The 16577-nt window shown below is 66.5% G+C and carries 14 protein-coding genes and 1 pseudogene; 8 read left to right on the forward strand and 7 right to left on the reverse strand.

The window, feature by feature from the left end; genetic code table 11:
* Positions 1–242 (forward strand): annotated as a pseudogene (locus tag VIR09_RS25085) (hypothetical protein); the annotation flags it as partial.
* A 60-nt stretch (positions 243–302) separates the two neighbouring features.
* On the opposite strand, the gene lysA reads toward VIR09_RS25085, so the two are convergent.
* Complete coding sequence (gene lysA, locus VIR09_RS25090) at positions 303–1595, reverse strand: diaminopimelate decarboxylase (RefSeq protein WP_332015310.1); 1293 nt, start codon at positions 1593–1595, stop codon at positions 303–305.
* Positions 1592–1750, reverse strand: coding sequence for an LPS translocon maturation chaperone LptM (lptM, locus tag VIR09_RS25095; RefSeq protein WP_332015320.1), 159 nt, complete (start codon positions 1748–1750; stop codon positions 1592–1594). The genes lysA and lptM overlap by 4 nt, the downstream gene beginning before the upstream one ends.
* A gap of 54 nt (positions 1751–1804) precedes the next feature.
* Here lptM and cyaY point away from each other — a divergent pair, with 54 nt between their 5' ends.
* Positions 1805–2134, forward strand: a complete 330-nt coding sequence (gene cyaY / locus VIR09_RS25100) for an iron donor protein CyaY (RefSeq protein ID WP_332015311.1) — start codon at positions 1805–1807, stop codon at positions 2132–2134.
* Positions 2135–2193: 59 nt separating this feature from the next.
* Here the strand turns inward: cyaY and VIR09_RS25105 are convergent, their stop codons facing one another.
* Positions 2194–4641: a PBP1A family penicillin-binding protein gene (locus tag VIR09_RS25105; protein ID WP_332015312.1), complete on the reverse strand. Its 2448-nt coding sequence runs from the start codon at positions 4639–4641 to the stop codon at positions 2194–2196.
* Between the two features lie 114 nt (positions 4642–4755).
* Between VIR09_RS25105 and VIR09_RS25110 the strand changes: the two genes are divergently transcribed.
* Genes VIR09_RS25110 through VIR09_RS25120 form a run of 3 tightly spaced genes read left to right on the forward strand, consistent with a single transcriptional unit; the run spans position 4756 to position 7621 of the window.
* A complete protein-coding gene (locus VIR09_RS25110) occupies positions 4756–5397 on the forward strand; it encodes a shikimate kinase (protein WP_332015313.1) in 642 nt (213 codons plus the stop codon).
* A complete protein-coding gene (aroB, locus tag VIR09_RS25115) occupies positions 5394–6470 on the forward strand; it encodes a 3-dehydroquinate synthase (RefSeq protein ID WP_332015314.1) in 1077 nt (358 codons plus the stop codon). The genes VIR09_RS25110 and aroB overlap by 4 nt, the downstream gene beginning before the upstream one ends.
* A 23-nt stretch (positions 6471–6493) precedes the next feature.
* Positions 6494–7621, forward strand: a complete 1128-nt coding sequence (locus VIR09_RS25120; RefSeq protein WP_414639464.1) for a deoxyguanosinetriphosphate triphosphohydrolase — start codon at positions 6494–6496, stop codon at positions 7619–7621.
* 50 nt (positions 7622–7671) lie between these two features.
* Here the strand turns inward: VIR09_RS25120 and VIR09_RS25125 are convergent, their stop codons facing one another.
* Together VIR09_RS25125 and VIR09_RS25130 are read right to left on the reverse strand one after the other, a co-directional pair.
* Positions 7672–8865, reverse strand: a complete 1194-nt coding sequence (locus tag VIR09_RS25125; protein ID WP_332015315.1) for a M20 aminoacylase family protein — start codon at positions 8863–8865, stop codon at positions 7672–7674.
* 23 nt (positions 8866–8888) lie between these two features.
* Entirely contained in the window at positions 8889–9890 is a 1002-nt protein-coding gene (locus VIR09_RS25130; RefSeq protein ID WP_332015322.1) for a tripartite tricarboxylate transporter substrate binding protein, read from the reverse strand.
* Positions 9891–10019: 129 nt separating this feature from the next.
* On the opposite strand from VIR09_RS25130, the gene VIR09_RS25135 reads away from it, so the two are divergent.
* Complete coding sequence (locus VIR09_RS25135) at positions 10020–10922, forward strand: LysR family transcriptional regulator (RefSeq protein WP_332015316.1); 903 nt, start codon at positions 10020–10022, stop codon at positions 10920–10922.
* A 7-nt stretch (positions 10923–10929) separates the two neighbouring features.
* Here the strand turns inward: VIR09_RS25135 and VIR09_RS25140 are convergent, their stop codons facing one another.
* Positions 10930–11592 (reverse strand): glutathione S-transferase family protein, encoded by a 663-nt coding sequence (locus tag VIR09_RS25140; protein WP_332015317.1) that lies wholly within the window; start codon positions 11590–11592, stop codon positions 10930–10932.
* A 34-nt stretch (positions 11593–11626) separates the two neighbouring features.
* A complete protein-coding gene (gene uvrA, locus VIR09_RS25145; RefSeq protein ID WP_332015318.1) occupies positions 11627–14482 on the reverse strand; it encodes an excinuclease ABC subunit UvrA in 2856 nt (951 codons plus the stop codon).
* A gap of 192 nt (positions 14483–14674) precedes the next feature.
* Between uvrA and VIR09_RS25150 the strand changes: the two genes are divergently transcribed.
* Both VIR09_RS25150 and ssb read left to right on the forward strand, forming a co-directional pair.
* Positions 14675–15859, forward strand: a complete 1185-nt coding sequence (locus tag VIR09_RS25150; protein ID WP_313457093.1) for an MFS transporter — start codon at positions 14675–14677, stop codon at positions 15857–15859.
* Between the two features lie 302 nt (positions 15860–16161).
* Positions 16162–16577, forward strand: a 416-nt coding sequence (ssb, locus tag VIR09_RS25155; RefSeq protein ID WP_332015319.1) for a single-stranded DNA-binding protein, incomplete at its 3' end; no start/stop codon positions are given.

Genomic DNA, 16577 nt, shown 5'->3' on the forward strand with positions numbered 1-16577 from the left:
AACCGCCCGCGCCCGCAACCCAGCCGCCGCAGGCGCCCGTAACCGTGCGCGTGGCCGTGCGTCCGTGGGGAGAGGTGCTGGTCAATGGCCGTTCCCGCGGGGTGAGTCCGCCCCTGCGCGAGCTGTCCCTGCCGCCCGGCCGCTACCAGGTGACGGTGCGCAATGCGTCGGCGGGAGACCACCGCATGACCCTGACGGTGGCGGCGGGCCGGCCGGCCTCCATCACGCATGAGTTCAAGTGAAAGACGCGCCATCGTGCACGCACGCGGCGCAGGCGCCGTGTTGCCGATGACGGGAGCCGGTCAGGGCAGGGTGGATTCGCCCCGGAGCAGGTCGTCCAGCGTTTCGCGCTGGCGCACCACGTAGTACTTGTCGCCGTCGACCATGGCTTCGGCCGCGCGGGGGCGCGCGTTGTAGTTGCTGGCCATGGCCATGCTGTAGGCGCCTGCGGACTCCACCGCCAGCAGGTCGCCTTGCTCGATGGTGAGCTTGCGCTGCCTGGCCAGCCAGTCAGCGCTTTCGCACACCGGGCCGACGATGTCATAGAGGGTTTCGTCGCCCGCGCGCGGATGCACGGGGCGCACGCCGTGGAACGCCTCGTATAGCGCGGGGCGCAGCAGATCGTTCATGGCGGCATCGACGATGGCGAAGTTGCGCGCTTCCGAGTGCTTCAGGTACTGGACCCGGGTGAGCAGCACGCCGGCGTTGCCCACCAGCGAGCGGCCCGGCTCCAGCACCAGGTGCAGATGGCCGAAGCCGCGCGCGTTCAGGCGTTCGAAGACGCGGTCCAGCAAGGCCTTGGGTGAGGGCGGGATCTCATCCGTATAGCGGATGCCCAGGCCGCCGCCCAGGTCCAGATGGGCGATCCTGATGCCGGCCTGATCCAGCCTTTCGATCAGATCCAGCAGTTTTTCCAGCGCGTCGAAATAGGGACTGATGTCGGTGAGCTGCGAACCGATGTGGCAGTCGACGCCCACGATGTCCAGGCCCGGCAGTGACTGGGCGCCGAGGTAGACGTCCAGCGCCGACTCGATGGCGATGCCGAACTTGTTTTCCTTCAGGCCGGTGGAAATGTACGGATGCGTCTGCGCGTCCACGTCCGGGTTGACGCGCAGCGAGACGGGCGCGCGCAGGCCCATGTCATGCGCGACTTCCGATAGCTGGCGCAATTCGGCTTCGGATTCGACGTTGAAGCACTTGACCCTGGCCGCGAGCGCGGCGCGCATTTCCCAAGCCTGCTTGCCCACGCCTGAAAACACGATCCTGGACGGGTCCGCGCCCGCCGCCAGGGCGCGCTTGAGCTCGCCGCCGGAAACGATGTCGAAGCCCGCGCCCAGGCGCGCGAATTCCTTCAGGACGGCCAGGTTGGAATTGGCCTTCATGCCGTAGCAGACCAGCACGGGATGCTGGCCGACGGCGTTGCGGTAGGATTCCCAGGCGGCCTTGAGTGCGGCGCGCGAGTACACGTACAGCGGCGTGCCCAGCTTTTCGGCCAGGTGATCCAGCGGCACGTCCTCGGCGTACAGGACATTGTTGCGGAACTGGAAGTACGGATGACCGGCCAGTTCAGGCTGCGCGGGGAATCGGGAAGTCATGGCAGTGTCGGCGCCGGCGGGATCGGCATCGTCTGCTGTTGCTGCGAGCTTGGGGGCGGCTTGCCGTCGGGCGTCGGCATGTACAAGGGGCCTTTGTACCCGCATGCCGCAACCATGCCGGTCGCCGCCAGCGTGGCTACAATGCGAAGGACCATGCGGCTGTATGCCAATTGGAACACTGGGAACTCCTAATTCTTGCAGGCTCGATTATGACCGAAACCGAATTTCTTGCGTTGATCGACCAGGTGCTGAACAGCATCGAAAGCCAGGCCGATGACTGGGCGGCTTCGCTCGATGTCGATGTCGAAACCAGCCGCAGCGGCAATGTGCTGACGATGGTTTTCGAAGACAACACCCACGTGGTGGTGAACAGCCAGGCTGTCATGCAGGAACTGTGGGTCGCGGCCCGCAGCGGCGGCTTCCATTACCGCTACGACGGCCAGCACTGGAACGATACCCGAGGCGGCCCGCAGTTGCCCGATGCCCTGTCGCAGATCTGTTCCGCAGCCGCTGGCGTGCCCGTGACGATACGTCTGTAAAAGGCCAGGTTCAGGCGAAAAAAAGGCCGGCCCATCGGGCCGGCCTTGTCATTTGCGCGTCAGAACGGAATCTTTTGGGACCAGGGCGTATTGCCTTGCGTGCCCACGCCCGGCGCCACCTTGATCCTGGTTTCTTCGCTGGTGCTGCCGCTCAGGCCGTTGAGGAACTCACCCAACGTGTCGGCTTCGGGCAGGCCCAGGCGCGCGACGGCTTGTCCGGGCGGGAATTCGGAGAAGTAGAACTCGCCGTTTTCCACGATGAGGCCGTCGGGACGGGGGCGCGGCTTCTCTTCGGGCACGCCCTTGAGGACGGTCTGCATGTAATCGACCCAGATCGGCATGGCGACGCCGCCACCGGTTTCGCGCGATCCCAGCGACTTGGGCTGGTCAAAGCCCAGCCACGCGGTGGCGACCAGCGACGGGGTATAGCCGGAGAACCAGGCGTCCACGGATTCGTTGGTGGTACCGGTCTTGCCGGCGATGTCGTTGCGCTTGAGCAGGGCGCGGGCGCGTGCCGCGGTGCCGTAGGTGGCCACGCCGCGCAGGATGTCGTCCATGATCCAGGCGGTGCGCGGATCGATGGCGCGGGCCGCGGCGTCGCCGGCCACGACCGGCTTGGATTGCATGATGACCTTGCCGTTGCTGTCGGTGACGCGGTCGATCAGGTAGGGCGTGACGCGGTAGCCGCCGTTGGCGAACACCGAGAAGGCGCCGGCCAGCTGCAGGGGCGTGACCGAGCCCGCGCCCAACGCCAGCGGCAGGACGGCGGGCTGGCGGGCCTTGTCGAAGCCAAAGCGGGTCAGGTAGTCCTGCGCGTATTGCGGGCCAATGGCCTGCAGGATACGGATCGACACCATGTTCTTGGATTTGTACAGACCCTGGCGCAGGGTCAGCATGGGTTCGTACTGGTTGCCGTAGTTCTTCGGGTTCCAGGCCTTGGAACCGGTTTGAGCGGCCGTCAGTTCGAAGGGCTGGTCCGAGATCTGCGTGCCCGGGGTCAAGCCGCGCTCCAGCGAAGCGGCGTAGATGAAGGGCTTGATGTTCGAGCCCGGCTGGCGCCAGGCCTGCGTCACGCGGTTGAAGTTGCCGCGGTAGAAGTCGAAGCCGCCCACCATGGCGCGGATCGCGCCGTCCTGCGGCGACAGCGCCACGAAGGCCGCCTGCACCGAGGGCAGGTTGATGATTTCCCAGTTGTCGCCGAACTTGCGGATGTAGACCACGGAACCGCGCTTGATGCGCTGCTCGGGCTTGGCCTTGTCGTTCAGCGCGCGCGCCACGACGCCCAACACCTTCTTGTCGGTGACGGTGATGATCTCGCGCGAGCTGCGCGCCAGCTTTACTTCGGTGGGGCTGGCCGACAGCACCAGCGCTGTCAGCAGGTCGCCGCTGTCGCTGAACTTGTCGAACACGCCGTCCAGGAATTCGTCGAGCGCCTGCGGGTTGTTCTCGGTGCCCGGGGGCAGGTCCAGCTGCTCCTCGGGGCCGGGGTAGGGCGCGCGGCGCGTGTATTCGAGCACGCCTTCGCGCACGGAGCGGTAGGCTGCTTCCTGGTCCTTGGACTGCACGGTGGTGTAGATATTGATGCCGCGCGAATAGACGTTGTCCTGGTACACGTTGAACAGCAGCTGGCGCGCCAGTTCCGCCACGTATTCGCCATGGATGGAATAGCCGCCGGCCGGCGTGCCTTCCGCGGACTTCATGACGATGGGCTGGGCCATCGCCTGCTGGTATTCCGGTTCGGTCAGGTAGCCCAGCGAATGCATGCGGCCCAGCACGTAGCGCTGGCGCAGTTCGGCGCGCGGGCGGTTGGCGATCGGGTTGAAACGCGACGGCGCCTTGGGGATGCCGGCGAGCATGGCGGCTTCCGCGGGCGTGACGTCGGACAGGGGCTTGCCGAAATAGGTGCGCGAGGCGGCCGCGAAACCGTAGGCGCGGTGGCCCAGGTAGATCTGGTTCATGTAGAGCTCCAGGATCTGGTCCTTGGTGAGCTCCGATTCGATCTTGAAGGTCAGCAGCAGTTCATAGAACTTGCGCGAATAGGTCTTTTCCGACGACAGGTAGAAGTTGCGCGCCACCTGCATCGTGATGGTGCTGGCGCCCTGCGACTTCGACATGCTGATCAAGTTGGTCAGGCCCGCCCGCGCCACGCCCATCCAGTCGATCCCGCCGTGCTGATAGAAGCGGTCGTCCTCGGCCGCCAGCACCGCGGACTTCATGACGTCCGGGATCTCGTTGAAGCGCAGCACGTTGCGGCGCTCTTCGCCGAATTCGCCGATCAGGACGCGATCCGCCGTATAGACGCGCAGCGGCACCCGGGGGCGGTAGTCCGTCATGGCGTTCAGGTCCGGCAGGTTGGGCCAGGCCAGCGCCAACGCCATTCCGGCCAGCAGCACGCCGCACAGGAACAGTCCGGCAAAGAAAATGCCGGTTTTTACGAAGAATCGCAGTATCGGGGAACCGCTCTTGGCGGGCTTGTCTTTCTTGGAGGAATTCTGGGGCTTGCTCATCGCGGCGATTTTACGGGTATCTCCGGGTCCGTCTTGGCACGGGGCACCGGTTTCTGTAACAAAATCGTTCAGTGTGGTGGGCGGGCAACTGGCGGCTGATGTGATAATGCCGTCATGAACTTTTCCGCTATCTCATGTCCGGAGGCTGACCCGGACCCGGCGTCCTCCGGCGAGACGCCTGAAAACCTGCCTTGCGCCGCTGAGTGCACAGGCAAGGCCGCGACGTTGCCGCATGACCTGCCGGTCTTCCTGGTCGGGATGATGGGCGCAGGCAAGACGACCATAGGGCGTGGCCTGGCGCGTGCGTTGGGGCGCGAGTTTATGGACTTGGATCATGAGCTCGAGGCGCGTTGTGGCGTGCGGGTGCCGGTAATCTTCGAAATCGAGGGCGAAGCCGGCTTTCGTCGCCGGGAATCCGCCGCCTTGGAAGAGTGTACCCAACGGCGCAACATAATTCTCGCCACCGGGGGCGGCGCCATCCTGGCGCCGGAAAACCGCCAGCGCCTGCACGAGCGCGGCATCGTGGTCTATTTGAGGGCCAGCGTGGACGAATTGTTCCGCCGCACCTGCCGCGACCGCAACCGTCCCCTGTTGGCCACCGCCGATCCGCGCGGCACGCTGCGCGAACTCATGACCCTGCGGGAACCCCTCTATAAGGAAGTGGCCGACCTGGTGGTGGAAACGGGCGCCATGCCCATCCACACCCTGGTCAAGGCGCTGCTGCCGCAATTGCAAGCCTTCGAGAAGCGCATATGAACGTTGTACACGTGGACACCCCGGGCGGAAGCTACCCGATCAACATCGGCCCCGGCCGCCTGGACGCCCTGGACCAGAGCATTCCCGCCGACGCCACCGCGATCGCCGTGGTGACCAACCCGACCGTCGCCGCCCTGTACGGCGAACGCGCCGAGGCGGCGCTGGCCAGGACCGGCAAGCGGGTGCTGCGCATCGAATTGCCTGACGGCGAGGCCTACAAGGACTGGCAGTCGCTGAACCTGATCTTCGACGCCCTGCTGGGCAACCGCCTGGACCGCCGCTGCGTGCTGGTGGCGCTGGGCGGCGGCGTGATCGGCGACATGACCGGCTTCGCGGCCGCGGTCTACATGCGCGGCGTGCGCTTCCTGCAGGTGCCCACGACCCTGCTGTCGCAGGTTGATTCGTCGGTGGGCGGCAAGACCGCGGTCAACCATCCGCTGGGCAAGAACATGATCGGCGCGTTCTACCAGCCGGTCGCCGTCGAGATCGATACCGACGTGCTGAACACGCTGCCGGCGCGCGAAGTGTCCGCGGGCCTGGCCGAAGTGATCAAGTACGGCCTGATCCTCGACCCGGCGTTCTGGTCCTGGTGCGAGGAAAACGCGCAGAAGCTGCGCGCGCTGGATCCGGACGCCGTCAGCTATGCCATCCGCCGCTCCTGCGAGCTGAAGGCGCAGGTGGTGGGCAAGGACGAGCGCGAATCCGGTCTGCGCGCCATCCTGAACCTGGGCCATACCTTCGGCCACGCCATCGAATCCGGCCTGGGCTACGGCGCCTGGCTGCATGGCGAAGCGGTAGGTTGCGGCATGGTGCAGGCGGCCGAACTGTCGGCCGACGTGGCGGGCTTCGAGCGCGCCGACGTGGAGCGCGTGCGCGCGCTGGTCACCGCCATCGGCTGTCCCGCCGTGGCCCCTGACCTGGGCGCTGACCGTTGGCTGGACCTGATGCAGGTGGACAAGAAAACGGAAGGCGGCTCGATCCGCTACGTGCTCATGACCCGCATCGGCGAAGCCATCATGCGCCCGGCTCCCGACGACGCGGTGCGCGCCGTCCTGGCCCGCACCACCCAATAGACATGCTGGAGACGGTGTTGCAGATGAAAGAACTGGCTTCCTATGCATCCCACCCGTCTCAATCGCGCGGGCGGGCCTATGCCGAGCCGCCGCCGGAAAATCGGACGGAGTTCCAGCGCGATCGCGATCGCATCGTCCATTCCGGCGCCTTCCGGCGGCTGGAATACAAGACCCAGGTCTTCGTCAACCATGAAGGCGACCTGTTCCGCACCCGCCTGACCCACAGCCTGGAAGTGGCGCAGATCGCGCGTACGCTTGCGCGCAGCCTGGGCCTGTCCGAAGACCTGACCGAAGCCATCTCGCTGGCGCATGACCTGGGCCACACGCCGTTCGGCCATGCAGGCCAGGACGAACTCAACGCCTGCATGCGGGAACTGGCGCCCGAGGCCGGCGGCTTCGAGCACAATCTGCAAAGCCTGCGGGTGGTGGACGAACTGGAAGAGCGCTATGCGGACTTCAACGGCCTGAACCTGTGCTTCGAAACGCGGGAAGGTATCCTCAAGCATTGCTCGGCCGCGCACGCGCGCCAGCTGGGCGACGTGGGTCAGCGCTTCCTGGACCGCACCCAGCCCTCGCTGGAAGCGCAGTTGGCCAACCTGGCGGACGAAGTCGCCTACAACAACCACGACATCGACGACGGCCTGCGTTCGGGCCTGATCACATTGGAACAGCTGAAGGAGGTCTCGATCTTCGAGCGCCACCACGCCCATGTGCTGGAAAGCTATCCCGGGCTGGCCCCGCGACGCGCCGTGGCCGAAACCATACGCCGCATGATCAATACGCTGATCGTCGATCTGACGCGGACTTCACTGGCGCGCATCCGCGAGTTCGCGCCCGCCACCGCTGCAGACGTGCGCCGCGCGCCGCCCTTGGCGACATTTTCGCCCGAGGTCCGGAGCGAGGCCGATGAACTGAAGAAATTCCTTTTCGACAACCTGTACCGCCATTACCGCGTGCTGCGCATGACGACCAAGGCGCGGCGCATCGTGCGCGAGCTGTTCGCCGCCTTCCTGGACGATCCGCGCCTGCTGCCGCCCGACTATCGCCGGCCCGGGTTCAATGAGCAGGCCCGCGCCATCGCCGACTACATTGCCGGGATGACGGACCGTTACGCCATCCGCGAACACAAGCGTCTGTTCGAGATGGCCTGAGACCTGAGCCCGCGCCTTGGCGGGCAGGCCTCAGACGCGTTGCCGTCGCTTCAACCCACCAGATAGCGCTGCGTCAGCAGCACCCAATAGGCCGCGCCCACGGGCAGGCTGTGGTCGTTGAAGTCGTAGCCCGGGTTGTGCACCATGCAGGCGCCGTGCCCGCCGTTGAAGCCCTCCGCTGACCCATCGCCATTGCCCACCAGCAGGTAGGAGCCCGGCACTTCCTCCAGCATGAAGGCGAAGTCTTCGCTGCCGGTCAGCGCCCGGGTTTGAAGCTCCACCCGCTCGGCGCCCACCAGTTCCACCGCCACCTGGCGCGCGAAATCGGTTTCTTCCTGAGTATTCACCAGCACGGGATAGCCGCGGCCATAATCGATGGTCGCCCGCACCTGGTAGCTGGCCGCCTGGCTGTGGACCAGTTCAGTGATGCGCGCCTGCAGCGTGTCGCGCACGCCGCGGTCCAGCGCGCGCACGCTGAGCTTGAGCGTGGCGGTCTGGGGAATCACATTGTTCGCGCGGCCCGCGTTGAACGCGCCGACCGTGATTACCGCCATGTGCAGAGGATCGATGTTGCGGGCGACGATGCTTTGCAGGCCCATGACGATGGCGGCGCCTGCCACCACCGGGTCGGCGGCGCAATGCGGCATCGCGCCATGTCCACCCACGCCTTCCAGCACGATGGTGACGTTGTCGGAGGAGGCCATGGCGGGACCGTCACGCAGCAGCAGGCGGCCTTGCGGATGGCCCGGCATGTTGTGCATGGCGTAGATGGCGTCGCACGGATACTTGCGGAACAGCCCGTCCTCCATCATGCGCTTGGCGCCGCCCAGGCCTTCCTCGGCGGGCTGGAAGATCAGGTTGAGCGTGCCGTCGAAGTCGCCATGCTTGGCCAGGTGGTGCGCAGCTGCCAGCAGCATGGCGGTGTGGCCGTCGTGGCCGCAGGCATGCATCACGCCTTCGTTGCAGCTGGCGTGCTCCAGGCCCGTGGCTTCCTGGATCGGCAGGGCGTCCATGTCGGCGCGCAGGCCCAGGCGTTTGCCGCCGTTGCCGCGGCGCAATTGCCCGACCACGCCGGTGCCGCCCAGGCCGCGTTCCACTTCATAGCCCCATTGGGTCAGGCATTGCGCCACCAGGTCGCTGGTGCGGAATTCCTGGAAGCCAAGCTCGGGGTGGCGGTGGATGTCGCGGCGGATCGAGACGAACTCGTCGGACTGGGCGGTCATGGTCTGCAGGATGGGATGCATGTCGGGTTGATCCTGGAATCGGGTTACTGGTTGCCGGCCAGTTTCACGTGGCTGGAGATTTCGCGGAAGCGCTCGGTTTCGGCGCGGTACATGGCGTCGGCCTGTTCCGCGCTCATGGGCGCGGAGACTTCGATGTTCTGGTGGGCCAGGCTGTCCTTTACCGCCGGATCCTGCATGGTGGCATTGAGCGCGGCGTTCAGGCGCGACACCACGTCCTGCGGCGTGTCGCGCTTGACGAAGTAACCGGTCCAGGTGGTGAAGTTGAAGCCTTTGAGCAGCTGGCCTTCATTCACCGACGGCACCGACTTGAGCGCCGGCAGCTGGCTGCGCTGCGGGTCCAGGCTGGCCAGCAGCTTGATGCGGCCCTGTTCGGCCAACGCCACCTGCTGCTGCGACAGCGGCAGGATGGCCAGGTCCACCTGGCCGCCGCCGATGTCCTGCATCAGCGGCGCGCCGCCCTTGTAGGGCACGTGCATCATGTTGGCGCCGATGGTGCGGGCCATGTGCTCGCCCAGCACGTGGTACAGCGAACCCACGCCCACGCTGCCGAACGTCAGCGGCTGGGTGGCCGAACGCGAGCGCGCCAGCGTGACCAGCTCGTCGGCGTTGTTGGCCGGCAGGTCCGCGCGCGCCACGATCACCAGGGGCGCCATGCCTATCATCTGCACCAGGCGGAAATCCTCGCTCTTGAGCTTGACCGCGGGATTGGCAATGGGGGACAGGATCAGCTCGTTGGGCGAGCCCTGGAACAGGTAATAGCCGTCGGCCTTGGCGCCCAGTACCTTCTGCGCGCCGAGCGCGCCGCTGACGCCGCCCAGGTTCTCCACCAGCACGGGCTGGCCCAGCTGCTTGGACACGGGCGAGGCCACCACCCGGGCGATGGAGTCGGAGGCGCCGCCAGCCGGGTAGGGCACCATCATCATGACGGGCCGGTCGGGATAGTCTGCGGCCTGGGCGCCCTGGCCCAGCAGTGCCGCGCCCAGCGCCAGCGCACAGCCGGCCCGGCGCAGGCCATTGGAAAGCATGCTCACGAAATTCCCCTTGGAATGGATATAGGCGTGATCTGCATGCTAGGGACTGGCCTCGCCAGTTGTCTAACGAATTGTTATTCTGGAAGCTAGAAAAAAAACTCATAGTTAAACGGGGACTCGGGCATGAATCTCAAGCAGCTCGAACATCTGCTGGCGGTGGCCGAGGCAGGTTCCTTCAGCCGCGCGGCCGAACATCTGCATCTGACCCAGTCGGCGCTCAGCCGCAGCATCCGCCTGCTGGAAGAAGACCTGGGGGCGCGGCTGCTGGACCGCATGGGCAAGCGCACCGAACTGACTCCGCTGGGCCTGACCGTGGCCAGCCGCGCGCGGCGCATCCTGTTCGAATCCGGCGAGCTGCGCCGCAGCGCGGAACTCTTGACCCAGGGAGACCGGGGCAGCGTCAGCATAGGGCTGGGCTCGGGGCCGGGCGTCATGCTCATGACGCCGCTGCTGGCGCACGTGGCGCAGCACTATCCGCAAGTGCGGCTGGACGTGATGCGCGGTTCGCCTGAGGCTCATCTGGCGCTGTTGCGCCAGCGGCGCCTGGATGCGCTGGTGGTCGATACCCGGGGCATCGTGCCGGCGGCCGATCTGCGCATCGAGCCCATATCGGAAATGCGCGCCGGCTTCATCTGCCGCCGCGGCCATCCGCTGGCCCAATCGGGGCGGCCGGCGCGCTTCGCGGAGGTCGCGGCCTACCCGCTGGCATCTACGTTCCTGGCGGCCGACACGGTACGCATCGTGGTCGAGCATTTCGGTATCGAGGCGGACCCGCAGACGTCGATGCGCCTGCGCTGCGATGAGATCGGCAGCGTGCTGGAAGCGGTGCGCGTGTCGGACGCGGTATTCCTGGGCATCGTCGGCGCGGCGCGGGTCGGCATCGCCGCCGGCGAGCTGACGGAACTGCCCACCGACCCGCCGCTGCGCAGCCATGCGCTGTTCGCGATGGTGACCCTGACGGGCCGCACCGAAGCGCCCGCGATGGCGCTGGTGCGCGAATTCGTGGCCCAGCGCCTGCGCGATTGAACCCGCGTTAGCGGTGCTTGCGGTAGGGCTCGTCCTCGGGCACGAAGGTGGCTTCCGCCAGCGCGTCGCGCGTCCATTCCTGCATGGCGGGCAGCGCCAGCACCGCGTCCATATAGTCGCGCACCGAGCCCGCTGCCGCGATGCCGTAGGTGTTGAAGCGCGAGACCACCGGCGCGAAGAAGGCGTCGGCGATTGAGAATGCGCCGAACAGGAAGGGCCCGCCCTGGCCGAATTCCGCGCGCGTGTCGTGCCAGATGGCTTGCAGGCGCGAGATGTCCTGTTGCGCGGCCTCGGGCAGGTCGATGCCGGGCAACCGCGCCTCGACGTTCATGGGCAGCGCCTGGCGCATCGCGCCAAAGCCGCTGTGCATCTGCGCGGCGAGCGAGCGGGCGCGGGCGCGCGCCTTGGGGTCCTGCGGCCACAGGCCGGCCTCGGGATGGCGCTCGGCCAGGTACTCGCAGATCGCCAGCGAATCCCAGACCGGGAAGTCGCCGTCCAGCAGCACCGGCACCAGGCCCGCCGGCGACACCGCGCTCACGCGGCGCGAGAATTCTTCGGTGAAGAAGCCGAGCTTTTGTTCCGTGAACGCAATGCCCGTGGCGCGCAAGGCGATCCAGGGACGCAGGGACCAGGACGAGTAATTCTTGTTGCCGATGATCAAGGTGTACATGCCGCGATCCTCTCTAGCCGTTGATGTTGAGGGTTCATGCGCCCGGGCTGCGGCGCAGCAGCTTGCCCAGGTATTGTCCGGTGTGGCTGGCAGGGGTCTCGGCCACGTCTTCCGGCGTGCCCTGCGCGACCACGCTGCCGCCGCCATCGCCCCCTTCGGGGCCCATGTCGATCACCCAGTCCGCGGTCTTGATGACGTCCAGGTTGTGCTCGATGATCAGCACGGTGTTGCCGCTGTCGACCAGCTGGTTCAGCACCTGCAGCAGCAGTTCGATGTCGCGGAAATGCAGGCCGGTGGTGGGCTCGTCCAGGATGTAGAGCGTGCGGCCGGTGCTGCGCCGCGACAGTTCCTGCGACAGCTTCACGCGCTGCGCTTCACCACCCGACAGGGTGGTCGCGCTCTGGCCCAGCCGGATATAGGACAGGCCCACGTCGATCAGCGTGTGCAGCTTGCGGGCGATGGCCGGCACGGACTCGAAGTACTCCAGCGCCTGCTCCACGGTCAGGTCCAGCACTTCGCTGATGTTGCGGCCGCGGTAGCGGATTTCCAGCGTTTCGCGGTTGTAGCGCTTGCCGTGGCAGACGTCGCACGGCACGTACATGTCGGGCAGAAAGTGCATTTCCACCTTGACCACGCCGTCGCCCTGGCAGGCTTCGCAGCGGCCGCCCTTGACGTTGAAGCTGAAGCGCCCCGGATCGTAGCCGCGGGTGCGCGCCTCTGGCACGCCCGCGAAGAGTTCGCGGATCGGCGTGAACAGGCCCGTGTAGGTCGCGGGGTTGCTGCGCGGCGTGCGGCCGATGGGGCTCTGGTCCACGCTGATGATCTTGTCGAAGTTCTCCAGCCCCTGCATCGACACGTAGGGTGCGGGTTCGCTCTGCGCGTGGTGCAGCTGGCGCGAGACGGCGACCGCCAACGTGTCATTGACCAGCGTGGATTTGCCCGAGCCGGACACGCCGGTCACGCACACAAGGCGGCCAGCCGGGATGCGCAAGTCCACGGTCTTGAGATTGTTGCCGCTGGCGCCCGACAAGGTCAGCCAGGACAGTTCTTCGTTGACGGGACGCCGCTTCGGGATGGCGATGGCGCGCGCGCCGCTCAGGTACTGTCCAGTCAGCGAATTCGGATCGCGCTGCACGGTTTCCGGGTCGCCCTGCGCCACGACCTGGCCGCCGTGCTCGCCCGCGCCCGGCCCCATGTCCACCACCCAGTCGGCCATGCGGATCATGTCTTCGTCATGCTCGACGACGATGACGCTGTTGCCCAGGTCGCGCAGGTGCTGCAAGGTGCCGATCAGGCGGTCGTTGTCGCGCTGGTGCAGGCCGATGGAGGGCTCGTCCAGCACGTACATCACGCCGGTCAGGCCGGACCCGATCTGGCTGGCCAGGCGGATGCGCTGCGCCTCGCCGCCCGAGATGGTGTCGGCGCTGCGGTCCAGCGACAGGTAGTTCAGGCCCACATTGTTCAGGAAGCTCAGGCGCGCCTCGATTTCGCGCACGATGCGCTGCGCGATTTCCTGCTTGGCGCCCGTCAGGCTCAGGTCGCGGAACCAGGTGAGGCAGGTCGACAGCGGCATGGCCTCGACTTCATAGATGGCCTGGCCATGGCGTTCGCCGCCGCGCGGATCCTGGCCGATCAGCACATTGCGGGCCTCGGGCCGCAGCCGCGAGCCGCCGCAGTCCGGGCAGGTCTTGATGTTGCGGTACTTGCCGAGTTCCTCGCGCACCGTGGCCGAATCGGTCTCGCGCCAGCGGCGCTCCAGGTTCGGGATCACACCCTCGAAGGTGTGGCGCTTGACCGTGCTGCGACCTTTCTCGTTCAGATAGAGGAACGAGATCTCTTCTTCGCCGGAGCCGTACAGCACCTTGTCGCGCAGGGTTTCGGGCAATTCCTCGAAAGGCGCCTCGATGTCGAATTCATAGTGCGCCGCCAAACTGGTCAGGAGCGAATGGGTGAAGGCGTTGCGGCGGTCCCAGCCGCGGATGGCGCCGGCTGCCAGACTCAGCTCGGGGAAAGCGACCACGCGCTTGGGGTCGAAGAAACCGACCTGGCCGATGCCATCGCAGCTGGGGCAGGCGCCCATGGGGTTGTTGAAGCTGAACAGGCGCGGTTCCAGCTCGGGCAGGCTGTGGCTGCACACCGGGCAGGCGTAGCGGCTGGAGAAGACCTGTTCGCGTTCGCTGTCCATGTCCAGCGCCAGGGCGCGGCCCTCGGCCAGCTGCAGGGCGGTCTCGAAGCTTTCCGCCAGGCGCTGCTTGCTCTCGGGCTTGATGCGCAGCCGGTCGATGACGACGTCGATATCGTGCTTCTCGGTTTTCTTCAACGGCGCCATGCCGTCGATCTCCACCAGTTGCCCGTCGATGCGCAGCCGCACGTAGCCTTGCGCTTGCAGGCTGGCGCATTCGTCCTCGAAGCTGCCTTTCTTGCCGCGCGCGATGGGCGCCAGCACGGCCAGGCGCGTCTCGGGCGTCCAGCCCAGCACGGCGTCGACCATCTGGCTGACGCTTTGCGCTTGCAGCGGCAGGCCATGGTCCGGGCAGTAGGGCGTGCCCACGCGTGCGTACAGCAGGCGCAGGTAGTCGTGAATCTCGGTGATGGTGCCGACCGTGGAGCGCGGATTATGCCCCGCAGCCTTCTGCTCGATCGAGATGGCCGGCGACAGGCCTTCGATCAGGTCCACGTCCGGCTTGTCCATCAGCTGGAGAAATTGGCGGGCATACGCGGACAGGCTTTCCACGTAACGTCGCTGGCCCTCCGCATACAGCGTATCGAACGCCAGCGACGACTTGCCCGAACCGGACAGGCCGGTCACGACCACGAGTTTGTGGCGAGGCAGGTCCAGCGAGACGTTCTTAAGATTGTGGGTGCGTGCACCCCGGATGCGTATTGTCACGTCGGTCGGGCGTCCATAGGCTCTTTTAAGCGGTTTCAAAGGCCAACTTGGTACTATAGCGCGCCGAATCCCCCCGTGTTCAGGGTAGTCCGTCAAGTTGCACTGAACCGGGTCCGGCGCGGCACCGCTAGATCAGACCGTGAGCGTGTGACATTCACGCGCGCCCGCCCTTGTCATTGTTGAAATTTCCGCATGCCGGCAGATACCAGACTGAAATTGACCCCTTCCGAGCGCCGCGCCAGCATCGCGCTGGCCGGCCTGTTCGCCGCGCGGATGCTGGGGCTGTTCCTGCTGCTGCCGGTGTTTGCCGTGGCGGCCGCCGGGTTGCCGGGCGGCAACGACCCCGCCCGGGTGGGCCTGGCGCTGGGCATGTACGGGCTGACCCAGGCGTTCATGCAGATCCCATTCGGGCTGGCCTCCGACCGCTGGGGCCGGCGCCCGGTCGTGCTTTTCGGCCTGTTGCTGTTCGTGGCGGGCAGTATCGTCTGCGCCCAGGCGACGGACGTCTACTGGATCACCATCGGTCGCGCCATCCAGGGGGCGGGCGCCATTTCCGCCGCCGTGACCGCGTGGCTGGCCGACGCCACCCGCGACGAGGTGCGCACGCGCGCCATGGCCATGGTGGGCGGGTCGATCGGCCTGTCGTTTGCCGTGTCGCTCGTCCTGTCTCCCGTGCTGGTGGGCTGGTGGGGCCTGTCGGGCCTGTTCTGGACCATCGCCTGTCTGGGCGTCGTCTGCCTGGCCGTCGCGCGCTTTGTCGTGCCGGTGGTGCCGCGCACGCAGGCGCGCACCATGCAGGGGGCCAATGCGCGTGAAGTCCTGACCCACCGCGATCTGCTGCGCCTGAATTTCGGTGTGTTCGTCCTGCATTTGATCCAGGTGTCGCTGTTCGTCGTGGTGCCGGCCCTGCTGGCCAAAGTTGGCGGCCTGGACGCGCGCGAACTCTGGAAGGTCTATCTGCCCGTCATCCTGGTGTCGTTCGTGCTGATGGTGCCCGTGGTTTTCGTCGCCGAAAAGCGCCGCGCCCACCGGGGCGCCTTGCGCGCGGCCGTGGCGGGCCTGGTGGTGGTGTGCGCCTTGTTGCCGGCGGCCAGTCACGGTTTCTACACGCTGGCCATCGCGCTGACGGGATTCTTCGTGGCCTTCAACGTACTGGAAGCGCTGCAACCGTCGCTGGTGTCGCGCGTGGCCCCGCAGGCCTACAAGGGCCTGGCGCTTGGTTTCTACAACACCGCCCAGGCGGCCGGCCTGTTCGCAGGCGGCGCGCTGGGGGGATGGTTGGCGTCGCACTCGGGCGCAAGCGCCGTCTTCATCGGCGCGGCCGTGCTGTCCGCGGTCTGGCTGGCCGTGACGTGGGCACTTCGGCCCCTGGCCTGAGTCTTCGCGGGGGATGCGTCCCCGACTGCCCGGAACCGTCGCTGATTGTGCCGTCTTCGCCTGCCAACGGCCCCGAATTCGTTTTCCAGGCCGGGCGGATTTGTCACCAATGGCGTTTGGCGCGGCGGGCGCTTTTCGTCGATAATACGTACCAAATTAGGGCTTCACCCGGCGTCGCCGGTCATCATTGCGATGACCGGCGTGTTTCATGAAGCCGGTCTTCAACATCGCTTTTTATGTTGTTGCCGGCGCGCTCGCGGCAACGCACAGGCGCAGGCTGTCAACAACAGAGGGACAACGGCATGGCATCGGTTAACAAAGTCATTCTCGTGGGCAATCTGGGGCGCGACCCGGAAGTCCGCTACAGCCCCGACGGGGCGGCAATCTGCAACATGTCGATTGCCACCACTTCGTCCTGGAAGGACAAGGCCAGCGGCGAAAAGCGCGAAGAAACCGAATGGCACCGCGTCGTCATGTACAACCGCCTGGCTGAAATCGCCGGCGAATATCTGAAGAAGGGCCGCTCGGTCTACATCGAGGGCCGCCTGAAGACGCGCAAGTGGCAAGACAAGGACACCGGCGCTGACCGCTACAGCACCGAAGTGGTGGCTGACCAGATGCAAATGCTGGGCGGCCGCGAAGACGGCGGCGGCGGTGGCGCAAGCTTCGGCGGTGGCGGCGGCTACGACGACGCACCGTCGCGTCCGCAGCAGCAACG

Origin of the sequence: Achromobacter sp. (assembly GCF_036567245.1) — a bacterium.
In the GTDB taxonomy this organism is placed as follows: Bacteria; Pseudomonadota; Gammaproteobacteria; order Burkholderiales; family Burkholderiaceae_B; genus Achromobacter.